Origin of the sequence: Nonomuraea sp. NPDC049695, from assembly GCF_040674955.1 — a bacterium.
In the GTDB taxonomy this organism is placed as follows: Bacteria; Actinomycetota; Actinomycetes; order Streptosporangiales; family Streptosporangiaceae; genus Nonomuraea; species Nonomuraea helvata.
Genome location: NZ_JBFANV010000109.1, coordinates 1 through 15,097, shown reverse-complemented (window position 1 = coordinate 15,097; position 15,097 = coordinate 1). Strand labels below are relative to the sequence as shown.

Below are 15,097 nucleotides of genomic sequence, written 5' to 3'. Positions count from 1 at the left end.
GCATCCACGCGCTCCTCTCACTGCCTTCTGGAGTAACTGTGTCCAACGACGGCTACACACGACGAGGCGTACTCAAGACCGGTTTAGGAGCCGCGGCGGGCTCCCTGCTCGTGAGCAACCCGGCATTCGCGTCCGAGCCGAGCGGCAACCCCCTGGTGCTCTGGTACAAGCGCCCGGCGCAGGCGTGGCTCGAGGCGACGCCGATCGGCTGCGGGCGGCTCGGGGCCATGGTGTTCGGCGGGGTCGCCACCGAGCGCCTGCAGCTCAACGAGGACAGCATCTGGGCCGGGGGGCCGCACACCTACGACAATCCCGAGGCGCTGGCCGCACTCCCCCAGATCCGGCAGTGGGTCTGGGAGGACAAGTGGCAGGCCGCGCAGAACCTGGCGGACCAGAAGTTCCTCGGCAAGCCCAGCGAGCAGGCGGCGTACCAGGTGCTGGGCGACCTCGCGCTGACCTACCCGGGCTCGGCCGAGTTCACGGAGTACCGCCGCGAGCTGGACCTGACCCGGGCCGTCAGCACCGTCACGTTCGTCCGGGACGGCGTGCGTCACACGCGCGAGGCCTTCGCCAGCAACCCCGACCAGGTCATCGTCGTACGGCACACGGCCGACAAGCCGGGCTCGGTGAGCTTCCAGGCGACCTTCTCCAGCCCGCAGACGTCCTCGTCCTCCTCGGCCGGTCGCGACTCGATCGCTCTCGACGGCGTGAGCGGCGACACCCAGGGCCTGAAGGGCGAGGTCCGCTTCCGCGCCGTGGCCAAGGCCGAGGGCCGCGGCGGCACGGTCCGCACGGACGGCGGCACGCTGATCGTCGAGGACGCCGACGAGGTCACGCTGCTGATCTCCATGGGCTCCAGCTACCGCAGCTTCAAGGACGTCGGCGGCGACCCGGCCGAGGTGGCGGGGCGGCATCTCGTACGCGCGAGCGGGCAGCCGTACGAGGTGCTGCGGCGCAAGCACGTACGGGACTACCAGGAGCTCTTCGGCCGAGTGGAGATCGATCTCGGCACGTCGGAGGCGGCCGCGCTGCCGACCGACGAGCGGATCGCGCGCAAGCAGCTCGACACCGACCCCGGGCTCGCCGCCCTGTACTTCCAGTTCGGCCGCTACCTGCTCATTTCCTGCTCCCGCGCGCCCGGCTACGCCGCCAACCTGCAGGGCATCTGGAACGACTCGCTCACGCCCTCGTGGGAGTCGAAGTACACCATCAACATCAACTGTGAGATGAACTACTGGCCCGCCGCGCCCGCCAACCTGGTCGAGTGCATGGATCCGCTCTTCGACCTGATCAAGGACCTGGCCGAGTCGGGGGCCAGGACCGCCAAGACGCAGTACGGCGCGAAGGGCTGGGTGGCGCACCACAACACCGACGGCTGGCGCGGCACGGCTCCGGTGGACTTCGCGTTCTACGGCGTGTGGCCGAGCGGCGGGGCGTGGCTGTGCCTGATGCTGTGGGAGCACTATCTCTACACGGGCGACGAGCGGCGGCTGCGCGAGCACTTCCCGCTGATCAAGGGGTCGGTGGAGTTCTTCCTGGACACGCTGCAGACCGATCCCAGGAGCGGCTACCTGGTGACGAACCCGTCGCACTCGCCGGAGGTCGGGCACCACGAGGACGGCGGCGAGAACGTCAGCATCTGCGCCGGGCCGACGATGGACATGCAGATCCTGCGGGACCTCTTCACGGCCTTCGCGGAGGCGTCGTCCGCCCTCGGCGTCGAGGACGGGATGCGGTCCAAGGCCCTTGAGGCCCGAGCCCGGCTCGTTCCCAACCAGATCGGGCACCTGGGGCAGATCCAGGAGTGGCAGGAGGACTACCGGGGCGACGCCGCGCTGTCGCGCAGCCGCCACATCTCGCACCTGTGGGGCCTCTTCCCCGGCCACCAGATCGACCCCCGCCTCTCCCCCGACCTCGCCGCCGCCGCCCGGCGCACCCTGGAGCTGCGCGGCGAGGCGGGGGCCGGGTGGTCGCTGGCCTGGAAGATCAACTTCTGGGCCCGGCTGCTGGACGCCCCTGAGGCGTACAAGCGGCTGTCCAACCTGCTGCTGCCTGCCCGTACGGCGCCGAACATGTTCGACCTGCACCCGCCGTTCCAGATCGACGGCAACTTCGGCGGGGTGTCGGGGATCACGGAGATGCTCCTGCAGAGCCACGGCGACCAGGTGCACCTGCTGCCCGCCCTGCCCGCCGTCTGGCCCACGGGGTCGTACCGGGGGCTGCGGGCGCGGGGCGGCTTCGAGGTGGACGTGTCGTGGAGCGGCGGGGCGCTGTCCCGGGGGCGCATCTGCTCGCACCTGGGGCGCAAGCTCACGCTGCGGACGGCCCAGCCGGTGACGGTGACGTCCCACGGACGCCCGGTCACGGCCGAACGGCCTGAGGCGGGCGTGCTCGTCTTCGACACCCACCGAGGAGCCACCTACGACGTCGCGCCGTCGACCTGAGGGCGCGTGGGACCGCGCCACCGCACCCCGGTGGCGCGGCACGCACGGGCGGGCACCCCTGCGGGAGGACGCGGCGCGGCGCGCTCGGGCTCGCGTCCCTTGGGCGGGCACCGTGCACGGGCGCCGGGCTCCACCGCACCACGTCCCGCCGACGCGGCGCTGCCTTGGAGGCGGCGCCGCTCCGCCCACGCGGCACGCCGGGGTCTCACGGGCGGTCCCCTGTCGCAACGTGCAACGCGCCCCGAGGCGTCGTCTGGGCCGCCACGGTGACGCGGGCGAAGCGCGGGGCGTCCCCAAGCGGGCACAAGACGCGGTGGGCCGTGTCAGGGGGCTGTCTCGGGTGCCGTGTCCGAGAACGTCGGGACGCCGAGGAAGGGCGCGTCGGCCCGCGCACCACGCGACAGGCCAGAGGCAGCGTCCGGGCGGGTGCGGGGCCGGGTGCGGGAGGCTTCGCCGCGGGCGTGGGCGGCGAAGAGGCGAGCCGCCTCGTCCGGATCGCCCGACGCCAGGGCCGCCACCAGGTCGTCGTGGTGACCGGCCATCGCCGTCCAGTCCCCGTTCCACAGCGGGTTGCCCACCACGTGCAGGCTCCACAGGTTGGACTCGATCGTCCGCCACAACCGCAGCAGGAACGAGTTGCCGCAGGCCGCGCAGACCCGCCGGTGGAAGGCCAGGTCGGCGTCGCGGAAGGCGCCGATGTCCCCGTCACGGGCCGCCTGCCGCATGGTGAGCACGTCGGCCGAGAGCTCGCGCAACGTGTCGGCCTGGATGCGGACGGCCGCGCCGCGTGCGGCATACTCCTCCAGCAGCACCCTGATGTCGCGGACCTCGCGGGCCTGCTCGTCCGAGATCTCCGCGACGTAGCTGCCCCGGTTGGGATAGGAGATGACCAGCCCCTCGTGCGCCAACCGCTTGATCGCCTCACGGGCCGGGGCCTGGCTGGTGCCGACGCGGCGGGCGATCTCCGCCTCCACCAGCCGCTGCCCGGCCACCAGCTCCCCCGACACGATCCAGCCGCGCAGCAGCGCGTAGACCCGGTCGGACAGCAGCTCCCTGGGCAGCAGCCGGGCCGCGGGCGGCGCGACCTGCTGCTCCTGCCAGATGCGCGCCACCGTCGACTGCGAGAGCCCGAGCTGGCGGGCCATCGTACGGGTCGAGGGCACGGCAGAGCCGCCGGCCGCGGCGGCGATCACGCGCTCGGCCTCCTGCCGCTCCGCGCTGCGCGGCCGGCCGGGCCGCGGCGCGTCCGCCAGCCCGTCCAGCCCCCGCTCCACGAAGCGGGCCCGCCACTTCGCCACCGTCGCGGTGCTCACGTCCAGCCGGTCGGCGATCTCCTTGCGGGGCAGCCCGTCGGCGCAGGCGAGCACGATACGGCTGCGCAGCCCCAACCCCTCGGAGGAGCCCTCCGCCCACTCGCGAAGAGTGGCGAGCTCCTCCTCGCCCAGCACCAGCCGCTTGTCGTCAGTGCGTCCAGCCACAGCCCCACCTTAACGTATTTATGACTCAGCTACCCGCTTGAAACTTATTTGTAGCGCCGCATAGCCCCTTGACGAGGCTATGTGACCAACGTATTAAATAATCGCTAATCGAGTATCGACCCATTAAAAGGCGTCGTGATCTCGCCCCTTGGAGGTGCGATGCGTTCCCCCCGTCCATTCCTCGCCCCCACCGCACTCGGTTGCTGTCTGCTCCTGCTCGCCGGCTGCGGCGGGGGCGGCTTCGCCGGTGACTCCCAGGCGAAGCAGAGCGAGGGCGGCCAGGTCACGGTGAGGATGCTGGTCAACATCACCCCGAACCTCACCCAGGCGTACTGGGACGGCCTGGTCAAGCCGTTCGAGCAGGCCAACCCCGGCATCGACGTCAAGGTCGAGGCGCCGACCGGCAAGGGCGTGGCGGACACGCTGCCTCAGCAGCTCGCGGCGGGCAACGCGCCCGACGTGGTCGAGACGCTGACGGCGGACGAGACGCTCTCCAAGCAGATGCTCGACCTGACCGACCAGCCGTGGACGAAGGACACGCCGCTGGTCAAGGAGGCGAGCCTGGGCGGCAGAATCTACACGGTCGGCGTCGGCGTCCAGGCGCAGTCGCTGGTCTTCTACAACAAGAGCGCGTTCGAGAAGGCGGGGATCGACAAGCCACCGACCACGCTCGACGAGTTCGACGCCGCGATGGGCAAGCTCAAGGCGGCCGGCTGGCTGCCGCTGCAGACCGGCGGCGAGTTCCTGACCGGGCTCCAGCTCCTGCAGTTCTCCGGCCCGTCGCGCGCCCAGCTCCACCCCACCTGGCAGCAGGACGTCAAGGCGGGCAAGCTCAAGGCGGGCGAGTCGCTCCTGCCGTACCTGGAGCGCTACCGCACCTGGATCGACAAGGGGTACGTCGACAAGAACGCCCTGGGCATGAAGTACGCCGACGCCGAGACCGCGTTCCTGTCCGGCAAGTCGGCCATGTACGTCATGGGGAGCTGGTTCACCGCCGCCGAGGCCAAGGCCAAGAAGGACTTCGAGGTCAGCGTCTTCCCCGCCCCGGTCGACAAGGGCCAGCAGTACCCGGGCCCGCAGGGCGCCACGATGGCGGCCCCGTACATGATCCTCAAGTCGACCCCGAACAAGGACGCGGCGCTCAAGCTCGTGCAGTGGCTCGTCACCGACCCGGCGGCGATCAAGAGCCAGCTCAAGCAGGACGGCAACTTCCGTGCCGGTGTGGAGCGCGAGTTCACCCCGCTGGACAAGCAGGTGCAGCAGATCCTCGACAGCGCCCCCGCCGGCGTCCCGCAGGGTGAGGGGTACGGCGACGCGACCCTGCCCAAGGGCTTCAACGCCGCGTGGAACACCGAGGTCCAGGGCCTGTACGTGGGCAAATCGCCCAAGGAAGTGGCCGAGGGCGTGGACCGCTGGCTGGCCGGCCGCAAATGACGCTCACCCGGGAAGCACCCCCAGCACTCCCTGAAGCACCCGCCCTCCCGAGACGAAAGCGCGGCGACGGCTGGGCCAACGCGATCATGGTCGGCCCCGCCACCGTCCTCTACACCGTGATGCTGGTCATCCCGGTCGGCCTGGCGCTCTACCTGAGCCTCACCGACTGGGACGGCTTCAGCGCCGACCCGGCCTTCGTCGGCGCCGCCAACTACCTCGACCTCCTGGACGACCCCGAACTGCGCCGCGCCGCCGTCGTCACCCTGCTGGTCGCCGTGGCGGGCACGGCCGGGCTCAACCTTCTCGGCCTCGGCTTCGCCCTCCTGGTGAACGGCGCCTCCAAGGCCAACACGTTCTTCCGGATCGTGCTGTTCTACCCGCACGTGCTCAGCGCCCTCGTGGTCGGCTTCCTCTGGTCGGCGATCCTGGGCACCACTGGCGCGGTCAACAACCTGGTGACCAGGTGGGGCGGGCAGGTGCTGCCGTTCCTGTCCGACCCGGCCTGGGCCACCATCACCATGATCGCGGTGCTGGTGTGGGCCGGGTTCGGCGTCAACGTGGTGCTCTACCTGGCCGGCCTGCAGGCCGTGCCGCACTCCCTGATCGAGGCGGCGCGCATCGACGGCGCGACCCGCCGGCAGGTGTTCAGGAACGTCACGCTGCCCGCCCTCGGCCCGTCGGTGACGGTCAACATCGTGCTGTCGCTGGTGACGCTGCTCAAGACGTACGACCTGGTGGTGTCGCTGACGGCGGGCGGCCCGGCCGGGCAGACGCAGACCGTCGCCTACCTCATCCTGTGGAACTCCTTCCACGACGCCCGCCTCGGCTTCGGCTCCGCGCAGTCGGTGCTGCTCATGCTGGTGACGGCGGCGCTGGCGTTCGTGGTGACCAAGCTGCGCAGGCGCGGCGAACTGGCGGTGCACCAGTGAGAAGGACCTTCCTCTGGGCGACCGTCGCCTTCATGCTCATCCCCCTGTACGTGCTGACCGTCAACGCGTTCAAGGGCCAGCAGGACATCCTCGGCAACCCGTTCGGCCTGGGGCACCTCACGCTGGAGCCCCTGGGCAGGGCGCTCACGAACCCGCAGTTCAACGTGGTCAAGGGGTACGCGGTCACGCTGCTGTTCGTGGTGTCGGTGAACGTGCTGTCGGTGGCACTGGCCGCCCCGGCCGCGTACGTCATCGCGCGCAGCCCCAAGCGCCGCTTCCGGATCCTGATGCTGTTCTTCCTGGCCGGGACGTTCATCCCGGGCCAGGTGCTGGTCATCCCCGTCGTGTACGTGCTCAAGACCCTCGGCCTGATGGGCACCATCCGCGGGTTCGTGCTGTTCGAAACCGTGTTGACGCTCCCCTTCTCGATCTTCCTGTACGCCGGCTACATCGCCACCGTCCCGGCCGTCCTCGACCAGGCGGCGGCCGTGGACGGGGCGGGCAGGCTGCGTACGTTCTGGCAGATCGTCTTCCCGCTGATGCGGCCCGCGGTCGCCACGATGGTCATCCTCAACACCTTCTCGGTGTGGAACGACTTCGTGAACCCGCAGATCATCCTGGGCCCGGGCAGCGGCCTCTACACCGTCACGACCGGCGTCTACGCGGCCGTCAGCCAGTACTCCACCGACTACACGGTGGTCTTCCCGACGCTGCTGCTGGCCATCGCGCCGCTGCTGGTCTTCTTCGTCTTCATGCAACGGCACATCATCAGCGGCCTCACCGCGGGTGCAACGAAAGGGTGAAGATGCGAGCAATCACAGCGACCGTCCCGCTCGGCGTGCCACCGGCCTGGGCGGTGCTCGAGCGCAGGCTGTTCGACGCCCTCGACGAGGCCTGGCGGGCCTTCGCCGCCCGCTACTGCGGGCCCGACGGGCGGCTGGTCTACCACGGCCCCGCCGCCGACAGGGACGGCGCCGACGACTTCTACGAGGCGTTCTTCAACTGGCCGACGCTCTACCAGCTCGGCGGCGCCGACGACCTGCTGGACGCGTCGAAGCACCACTGGGAGGGCGTGACCGCGCAGCTCACCGAGCTGGGCTACCTGGTGGACGAGTTCGAACGCGGCTATGACTGGTTCCACCAGGGCGAGTCGCTGCTGCTGTTCTACGGCATCTGCGCGGCCGACCCGCGCGACGAGCGCTTCCGCGACCGCGCCCGCCGCTTCGCCGACCTCTACCTGCCCGGCTCGGCCAACTACGACGCCGAGCACGACATCATCCGCGCCCCGCACAACGGCGGCGGCGGCCCCCGCTACGGCCTGCAGTGGGAGTGGGCCTCCTACCACACGGACCTGATCAGCATGCGGCCGTACGGGCTGCCGCTGCGGGACCTGCCGGGCATCACGAAGTGGGAGGACCTGGCCGACCCGAACAACGCCGCCCGCATGGGCGCGGCCATGAGCGAGCGGCTCGGCCGCGGCGACGTGGCCGTCAACCTGGCCGCGACCAGCCTGGCCGTCAACGCCTGGCTGTACGACGGCGACGACCGCTACCGCGAGTGGGCGCTGCGCTACATCGGCGCCTGGCAGCGGCGGGCCGAGGCCAACGACGGGATCCTGCCCGACAACGTGGGCCCGTCCGGCGAGGTCGGCGAGCTGCACGGCGGCCGCTGGTACGGCGGCAACTACGGCTGGCAGTGGCCGCACGGCCTCTACAGCGTGGGCGCCGCCGCCGCGATCGCCGCGCTCAACGCCCACCTGCTGACCGGCGACGACGCCGCGCTCGACATCGGCCGCGCCCCTCTGGAGGCCGTGTACGACAAGGCCGTCCAGGCCGGCGTGACCGAGACGGAGATGAGCATCAGCGACCGCTGGCTGGCCGAGCTCGGCGACGAGGCGGGCAAGCCCACCATGCTGGTGCCCAACCGCCACGACGACCAGGGCTGGTTCGACTTCCAGCCGCCGCAGCTCGGCCTGCCCGTCTGGCTCTGGCACGCCTCGCTGGGACATCGGGACGCCCAGCGGATCGACCGGCTCCGGGCCGCCTCCGGCTACGACTGGACCACGGTGCGCCCGTTCAGGAACAAGGAGGAGGCCGGGCACGAGGCGCCCTGGCTGGAGTTCCTGCGCGGCGCCAACCCCGGCTTCCCCGAGGCCATGCTGTCCACCGCGCTCAGCCAGGTGCAGCGGCGGATGGCGCTCATCGACGCCGACCACGAGGACCCCGGCGCCATCCACGTGCACCACTGGCAGCGGCTCAACCCGGTGCTCACCGAGGCGCTGCTGCAGCTCGTCACCGGCACCCCGCAGGTGCTCTACAACGGCGGCGTGCTGCCCACCCGGCTGGCCTACTTCGACGCCGACCGCTATCGCCCGGGGCTGCCCCATGACGTGGCCGCGCTGGTCGACTCGGTACGCCCCGACGGCACCGGCGTCGAGCTGGTCAACCTGGGCCTCACCCGCACCCGCAGGGTGGTGGTGCAGGCAGGCGCGTTCGGCGAGCACGACATCGACCGCGCGGTCGTCACCCGGGCCGGCGAGGGCTTCCCCGGCGACCCGCGCTCCTACACCTCTCCCCCCACCACCGAGTCCGAGCAGGAGGTGACGGTGGACGGGCCGCGCCTCCTCGTCGAGCTGCCTCCGGGCCGCCGCATCCGGCTCGACCTGCACACGACCGCGCGCGTCCGCACGCCGTCGCACCAGCACTACTGAGGAGATACATGGACGACGCCATCTGGGATCTGCCTGTTCGCGGGCCGCTGCCCGCCAAACCCGATCCCGTCCTCGTGGACGGGCTGTCCCGGATCAGCTCGGCCACCGCCTGCGCCAAGCTGCACGCCCAGGGCATCCGGCGGACCTTCATCGAGGGACCGCGTCCCCTCGCCCAGGGGCAGAAGATCGCCGGCAGGATCCGCACGCTGCAGTTCATGCCGCAGCGTGAGGACATCGCCTCGGGGCTCGGCCAGGAGTACGTCGAGCGGCACACCGCGCTGTGGGCCGTGCTCGAGACCATCGAGCCCGGCGACGTGCTGGTCGTGCAGGCCTACGGCAGCGCGTACACCGGCTGCTTCGGCGACATGCTGGTGCGCTACTTCAACCGCAAGGGCGGCGCGGGCATCGTCGTGGACGGCCGGATCAGGGACCTGCCCCGGGTGAGCGGCATCGGCCTGCCGATGTGGACCACCGGCGCGACCCCTCATTACGCCTCGCAGGCCGAGCTGTTCCCGTGGGCGTACGACGTGCCGGTGGCCGTGGGCGGGGCGCTCGCGCTGCCCGGCGACCTGTGCGTGGCCGACGACGACGGCGCCGTGGTGGTGCCGCGCCGGCGGGCCGCGTCGGTGCTCGAGGCCGCCGCCGACCACGAGCAGTGGGAGCGCTACAGCCGCGCCCGCATCGAGGAGGGCGGGGCGCTTTCCGACTACTACCCACTCACCCCCGAAACCCGCGCCGAGTACGAGCGGTGGCGGAATGTGAAGGAGAGCCAGTGATCCTCAGGTCTCTGGGCGCGGTCGTCTTACTCCTGGGCGGCTTGACGGCCCCGAGTACGGACGCCGCCAGTGCCAACTGCAACTACTACGTCTCCCCGTCAGGCAGCGACCGCGGCGACGGCAGCGCCCAGCGCCCGTGGAAGTCCATCGAGCAGGCCCGCGACCAGCTCCGGGTCAAGAAGAACCACCAGAACTGCGACATCGTCGTCAACGTCAAGACCGGTGACTACGTCGTCGACAAGACGATCAACTTCACCGAGGCCGACTCGGGCACGAACGGCCACAAGATCATTTACCGCAGCGCCGACGGCCCCGGCAAGGCCAGGCTGCTCGGCGCCAAGCCGCTGACCGGCTGGCAGAAGTACGACGACCACATCTACAAGACCAAGGTCGACCGGAGCTTCTACACGCTCTTCGAGGACGGCAAGCGCGCCACCACCGCCCGCTACCCGAACAGGACCAGCGACGACCTGTGGTCGCCGTACCTGTTCTCGGTGATGCCGGAGGCGGAGTACCAGGCCGTGCACAACTGGCTCTTCTTCGACCCCAAGGACGTCCCGAAGGAGTGGGACGCCGACTTCGACAAGAACGCGCAGATGGTCGTCTGGTCGGGCGGGTCGTGGAGCTGGTTCACCGACACCGTGCCGCTCGGCGGCGCCGACTTCCGCAAGAACTTCTTCACGCTCAACTACGACGCCCGCTTCAGTCTCGTCAACAGCCGCAGCGGCTCGCGTTACTTCCTGCAGAACACGCTGCGCTTCCTCGACCAGCCGGGCGAGTACTACTTCGACTTCGCCAACAGCGAGGTCTACTACTGGCCGAAGACCTCGATCGACAAGGTCATGGCCCCGACGGTGAAGACGATCATCTCGCTGACCGGGTCCTCGCCGGACAAGCGGGTGCAGAACGTCTCCTTCGACGGGCTGGCGCTGCAGTACTCCGACTTCGTCGAGTGGTACCGGTACGGCTGGAACGGCCCGGGCGACTCCGGCTACGAGCACAAGTACCCGATCTACGACCGGCAGATCGAGCTGCCGCGCGACAGGTTCGGCATGATCACGCTGGAGAACACCCGCGACATCGACCTGACCAGGCTGCACATCTCGGACAGCGGCTTCACGGGCGTCTTCCTGAACTTCGCCAACGAACGGGTCAAGGTCGCCGACAGCCTGCTGGACAACCTCGGCGGCGACGGCATCAAGGTGGAGGGCGGCTACCCCGGCGAGGGGGACATCTCCGGACACCACGTGTTCACCAACAACTACATCTACCACGTCGGCGAGCTCGTCCCCGGCGACGCGGCCGGCATCGAGCTGATGAGCACCGGCCACAACGAGGTCAGCAACATCGTCGTCAAGCACAGCGCCCGCTACGGCATCAGCCTGGAGGTCCGCCCCGAGATCAAGAACGAGGACAACTACGCCCGCGGCAACAAGTTCTCCTACATCCGCCTGGAGGAGACCGGCCTCGACAGCGGCGACATGGGCGCCTTCTACACCTACGGCGTGCACAACGTCGAGCCGCACCCGATCGACAACTACGTCACGCAGATGGTGATCGGCGACGTCATCAACGACCCCGCCGGGCAGATGCCGGACTCCGGCACGCGCGGCGTCCACATGGACGCGGGCGGCTGCGGCTTCTCCATCTCCAACGTCGAGGTGGGCAAGGTCAGCGACGACAAGTACCAGGCCTACAAGTGCAACGAGGTCACGAACGCCAACTGGGCGGACGGCTTCGACGCCTCGAAGATGGAGTACGACAAGATCGGCGTGACGAGCGCGTTCCCGTACCCGATCCCGAGCTAGGCGAACCTCCCGGGGCCGGGCTGACTGTCCGGCCCCGCACCCCCTTGGAGCGCACCGTGAACGACCTCACGCGCCGAGGCTTCCTCGTCCTGGGCACCGCCGCCCCGCTCGCCCTCACCGGCTCGCCCGCCTCCGCCGCCTCCGCGGGGGCGGTCTGGTTCGCGCGGCCGCGGCGAGCCGTCCGGCCGATGGTGCGCTGGTGGTGGCCCGACGCCCACGTGGATCCCGCCGAAGTCAGACGCGAGGTGGACCAGCTCGCGGACGCCGGGTTCGGCGGGGCGGAGATCGCGGCGGTGCACCACAGCGTCCGCGACAAGTCCGTGCTGGACCCGGCCGGGCACGGCTGGGGCACTCCCGCGTGGAACGCTGCCGTCGAGGCCGCGCTCGACCAGGCGGCCCGGCGCGGCCTCGCCATCGACCTCACCATCGGGCCCTCCTGGCCCGCCGCCGTCCCCACGATCACGCCCGAGAGCCCGGCCGCGGCCAAGGAGCTGGCGCACGGCTCGGTGACCGTGACCGCGGGCGCCACCTACGCGGGCGAGGCGCCGCCGCCCGCCGTCGACGGGCCTCCTGCCCGCACCCTGCTGCTGGTCCAGGCGGCCAGGATCGACAGCACGAACTCCACCCGCAAGGAGACCGGCCTCGACCCCGGCTCCGTGACGCGGGTGCCCGTGAGTGACGGGCACGTCGACTGGACCGCGCCCGCCGAGGGCGAGTGGGTGCTGATCGCGTACTGGGAGCGTGGGACCGGTCAGCGGCCCGAGTCCGGCCCGCACACCGTGCCCGAGGCGTACGTGGTGGACCACTTCAGCCGCGCCGGCACCCAGGCGGTGCTCGACTACTGGGAGTCCCGCCTGCTCACCCCCGCCGTCCGCAGGCTGCTGCGGAAGTCCGGGGGCGCGCTGTTCGAGGACTCCATCGAGATCGAGGCGGGCGGGCTGCCGTGGACGCCGGGGCTGCTCGCCGAGTTCGAGCGGCGCCGGGGGTACGCCCTGGCGCCGTTCCTGCCGGTGATCGTGCTGGCGGACGAGGACCAGGTCTTCGCCTACGACGCCGCGCTGACGAGGCACGCGCGCAAGGACTACTGGGACACGGTCTCCGAGCTGTTCAACGAGCACCATTTCGGGATGCTGCGCGACTGGGCGCATGCGGTCGGCCTGGAGCTGCGGGCGCAGCCGTACGGGCTGCGGACCGATGCCATCGCGAGCGCGGCGGTCCTCGACGTGGCCGAGGGCGAGTCGCTGGGGTTCAAGAACCTCGACGACTACCGGTGCCTGGCGGGCGGCCGGGACCTGGCGGGGCGCGAGGTGCTGTCCTGCGAGGCCGGGGCGTACCAGGGCGGGGCGTACACCACGACCTGGAAGAAGCTGCTGCGCACGATGGGCGGCGCGTACGCGGCGGGGCTCAACCAGACCGTCCTGCACGGCTTCTCGTACGCCACCGCGCCCGGCGCGGGCTGGCCCGGGTTCGCCGCCTTCACGCCCTACAACGGGACCGCCGGGTACGCCGAGTCCTGGGGGCCGCGCCAGCCCACCTGGCGGCACATCACCGACATATCTGGATATTTCGCAAGAATTCACCTGGTCATGCGGGAAGGTGCGCCGCGTGCCGACGTGGCGGTCCTGCGGCAGACCGGCTACACGAAGACCGGCATCGGCGCCGGCTGGTTCACCGCGAACGGCGTGCCCATCGGGTGGACCCACCAGTTCGTCAGCGGGCCGCTGCTCGACCTGCCGGCCGCCCGGGTCGCGCGCGGCCGGCTGGCGCCGGACGGGCCGGCGTACAAGGCGCTGTTCGTCGAGGGCGACCGCTTCAACGCCAATGAGTGCACGATGACCGTGCGGGTGGCGCGGCGGCTGCTGGAGTACGCCACGGCGGGGCTGCCGATCGTGCTGCTGGGCGACTGGCGGGCGGCCTCGGTGCCCGGCGTCGCGCGCGACGGTGAGAACGAGCGGCTCCGGGAGCTCCTGGCGGAGCTGCTGTCGCGGCCCACCGTGCGCATGGTGACCGCCCAGGACGGCGTCCCCGCCGCGCTCGACGCCCTCGGGGTGCGGCCCGACGTGCGGTACGCCACCGCATCGCCCGCTGGGTCCACACTGCTCACGGCCCGCCGGGTGGCCGACGACGTGGACTTCTACTACCTGTGCAACGGCAAGCACGTCGAGAACCCGAAGCCGCCGGTGGCGGCCATCGACCACGACGTCACGCTGGCGCGCACGGCCCGCGACGGCGTCCCGTACCTCCTGGACCCGTGGACGGGCCGGGCCGAGCGGCTGGCACTCTACGCGGCGGACCGCGACGCGCTCCGGCTGCGGGTAAGGCTACGGCCGGGCGAGTCCATGATCGTGGCCATCGGCCGCCCCGGCCTCTTCGGGACCGGGACGGTGAAGGGTCCTCACGCCGTAGCAACGGACGCCGACCTGGTGAGGTACGACAGGGGCGCGCTGATGGTGCGAGCCTCCCGCGCCGGGACCTACACGACCACGCTGTCCGACGGCCGGACGGTCACCACCGTGATCGGCACGGTGCCCGAGCCGGTGACCCTGTCGTCGTGGCGGCTGGAGGTGGACGACTGGCGGCCAGAGGGCACCGCGACACACCGGCTGGCCCTCGACCGGCTGTCCCCCTGGTCGGACATTCCCGAACTGGCCGATGTGTCCGGCATCGGGGTCTACACCACCGATGTGCGGCTGGAGAGCGGGGCGTACCTGGAGCTCGGCGAGGCGACCGACACCTGCCGGGTGCTCGCCGACGGGCGCCGCCTGGATCCCGTGAACCAGCTCAACCCGGTCGTGGACCTCGGACGGGGCGTCCGAAGACTACAGGTGGAGGTGGCCACGCCGCTCGGCAACCGGCTCAGGGTCGCCGACCCCGCCGTCTACGGCGGACTGGCGCGCCAGGCGTACGGCCTCATCGGCCCGGTCAGGCTGGTGCCGTACGGCGAGGCCCGCGTGGTGGAGGCCGGGTCACCGTGATCGAACGCGGCGCTCGTCATGCCTCTTCCAGCGCGTAGGCGACCGCCCGGGAGAGCGCGAGCCGCGTGCCGTCCCGGAAGGCCGCCGTGTACGCCCGGGCCCCCAGCGCGTGACGGGCCCGCTCGGCGCACTCCTGGTGTGACCTCGCCTGGTACTGCAGCCGCATCGGGGAGGAGGCGACCGCCTCCCACAAGAGGTGGGCGGCGCCCAGCAGCCGGGCCGCCCGCTCGTGCCGGCCGCGCGCCCCGGCCGTCCAGGCCAGCACCTCCAGGCACTGGGGCAGGCCCCACCGGTCGTCGGCCGCGCTCCAGAAGGCGGTGACCTCCCGCATCCTGGCCTCGGTCTGCCGCCAGTCGCCCCGCTCCCAGTGGGCCATGCCGACCGCGTACAGCGCGTACGCGCGGAAGAGCGGCGCGTGGCGATCCTCGCACAGTGCCACGAGCTGCTCGCCGTACGCGGCGGCCCGGTCCGGGCTCATGGAGGCGGCGAAGAGGGCGGCGAGGTACAGGGTGACCCCTACGGCGTGGACGTCCCCTCTCGCCT

Annotated in this window: 9 protein-coding genes and 1 pseudogene; 8 read left to right on the top strand and 2 right to left on the bottom strand. The window is 71.1% G+C overall.

Translation table 11 applies throughout. The features are described 5' to 3' along the window. Positions 1–38 precede the first annotated feature (38 nt). Positions 39–2,444: a glycoside hydrolase family 95 protein gene (locus AB0J64_RS49420; RefSeq protein ID WP_364043718.1), complete on the top strand. Its 2,406-nt coding sequence runs from the start codon at positions 39–41 to the stop codon at positions 2,442–2,444. A 323-nt stretch (positions 2,445–2,767) separates the two neighbouring features. On the opposite strand, the gene AB0J64_RS49415 is transcribed toward AB0J64_RS49420, so the two are convergent. After that, positions 2,768–3,922, bottom strand: a complete 1,155-nt coding sequence (locus AB0J64_RS49415; RefSeq protein ID WP_364043716.1) for an FCD domain-containing protein — start codon at positions 3,920–3,922, stop codon at positions 2,768–2,770. Between the two features lie 159 nt (positions 3,923–4,081). Between AB0J64_RS49415 and AB0J64_RS49410 the strand changes: the two genes are divergently transcribed. The 7 genes from AB0J64_RS49410 to AB0J64_RS49380 are packed head-to-tail and all read left to right on the top strand — an operon-like array spanning position 4,082 to position 14,554. Continuing rightward, positions 4,082–5,356, top strand: coding sequence for an extracellular solute-binding protein (locus tag AB0J64_RS49410; RefSeq protein WP_364043713.1), 1,275 nt, complete (start codon positions 4,082–4,084; stop codon positions 5,354–5,356). After that, positions 5,353–6,285: a sugar ABC transporter permease gene (locus AB0J64_RS49405; protein ID WP_364043710.1), complete on the top strand. Its 933-nt coding sequence runs from the start codon at positions 5,353–5,355 to the stop codon at positions 6,283–6,285. Before AB0J64_RS49410 ends, AB0J64_RS49405 begins: the two co-directional genes overlap by 4 nt. Then, positions 6,282–7,088 carry a carbohydrate ABC transporter permease gene (locus AB0J64_RS49400; RefSeq protein ID WP_364043707.1) on the top strand — a complete coding sequence of 269 codons (807 nt, stop codon included), beginning with the start codon at positions 6,282–6,284 and terminating at the stop codon, positions 7,086–7,088. The genes AB0J64_RS49405 and AB0J64_RS49400 overlap by 4 nt, the downstream gene beginning before the upstream one ends. A 2-nt stretch (positions 7,089–7,090) precedes the next feature. Continuing rightward, positions 7,091–8,995 carry a hypothetical protein gene (locus tag AB0J64_RS49395; RefSeq protein WP_364043704.1) on the top strand — a complete coding sequence of 635 codons (1,905 nt, stop codon included), beginning with the start codon at positions 7,091–7,093 and terminating at the stop codon, positions 8,993–8,995. A gap of 8 nt (positions 8,996–9,003) precedes the next feature. Continuing rightward, the gene (locus tag AB0J64_RS49390) at positions 9,004–9,771 is read left to right on the top strand and encodes a hypothetical protein (RefSeq protein WP_364043701.1); all 768 of its coding nucleotides are present in this window, start codon (positions 9,004–9,006) and stop codon (positions 9,769–9,771) included. Further along, positions 9,768–11,579 (top strand): right-handed parallel beta-helix repeat-containing protein, encoded by a 1,812-nt coding sequence (locus AB0J64_RS49385; protein ID WP_364043698.1) that lies wholly within the window; start codon positions 9,768–9,770, stop codon positions 11,577–11,579. The genes AB0J64_RS49390 and AB0J64_RS49385 overlap by 4 nt, the downstream gene beginning before the upstream one ends. A gap of 56 nt (positions 11,580–11,635) precedes the next feature. Further along, positions 11,636–14,554 carry a glycosyl hydrolase gene (locus AB0J64_RS49380; RefSeq protein WP_364043695.1) on the top strand — a complete coding sequence of 973 codons (2,919 nt, stop codon included), beginning with the start codon at positions 11,636–11,638 and terminating at the stop codon, positions 14,552–14,554. Between the two features lie 16 nt (positions 14,555–14,570). Here AB0J64_RS49380 and AB0J64_RS49375 read toward each other — a convergent pair. Further along, positions 14,571–15,097, bottom strand: a pseudogene (locus tag AB0J64_RS49375) (hypothetical protein); the annotation flags it as partial.

Excerpts from the sequence above, each read along its gene's own strand:
- AB0J64_RS49410 (WP_364043713.1), top strand. The coding sequence starts at position 4,082 with ATGCGTTCCCCCCGTCCATTCCTCGCCCCCACCGCACTCGGTTGCTGT.
- AB0J64_RS49390 (WP_364043701.1), top strand. The coding sequence starts at position 9,004 with ATGGACGACGCCATCTGGGATCTGCCTGTTCGCGGGCCGCTGCCCGCC.
- AB0J64_RS49395 (WP_364043704.1), top strand. The coding sequence starts at position 7,091 with ATGCGAGCAATCACAGCGACCGTCCCGCTCGGCGTGCCACCGGCCTGG.
- AB0J64_RS49405 (WP_364043710.1), top strand. The coding sequence starts at position 5,353 with ATGACGCTCACCCGGGAAGCACCCCCAGCACTCCCTGAAGCACCCGCC.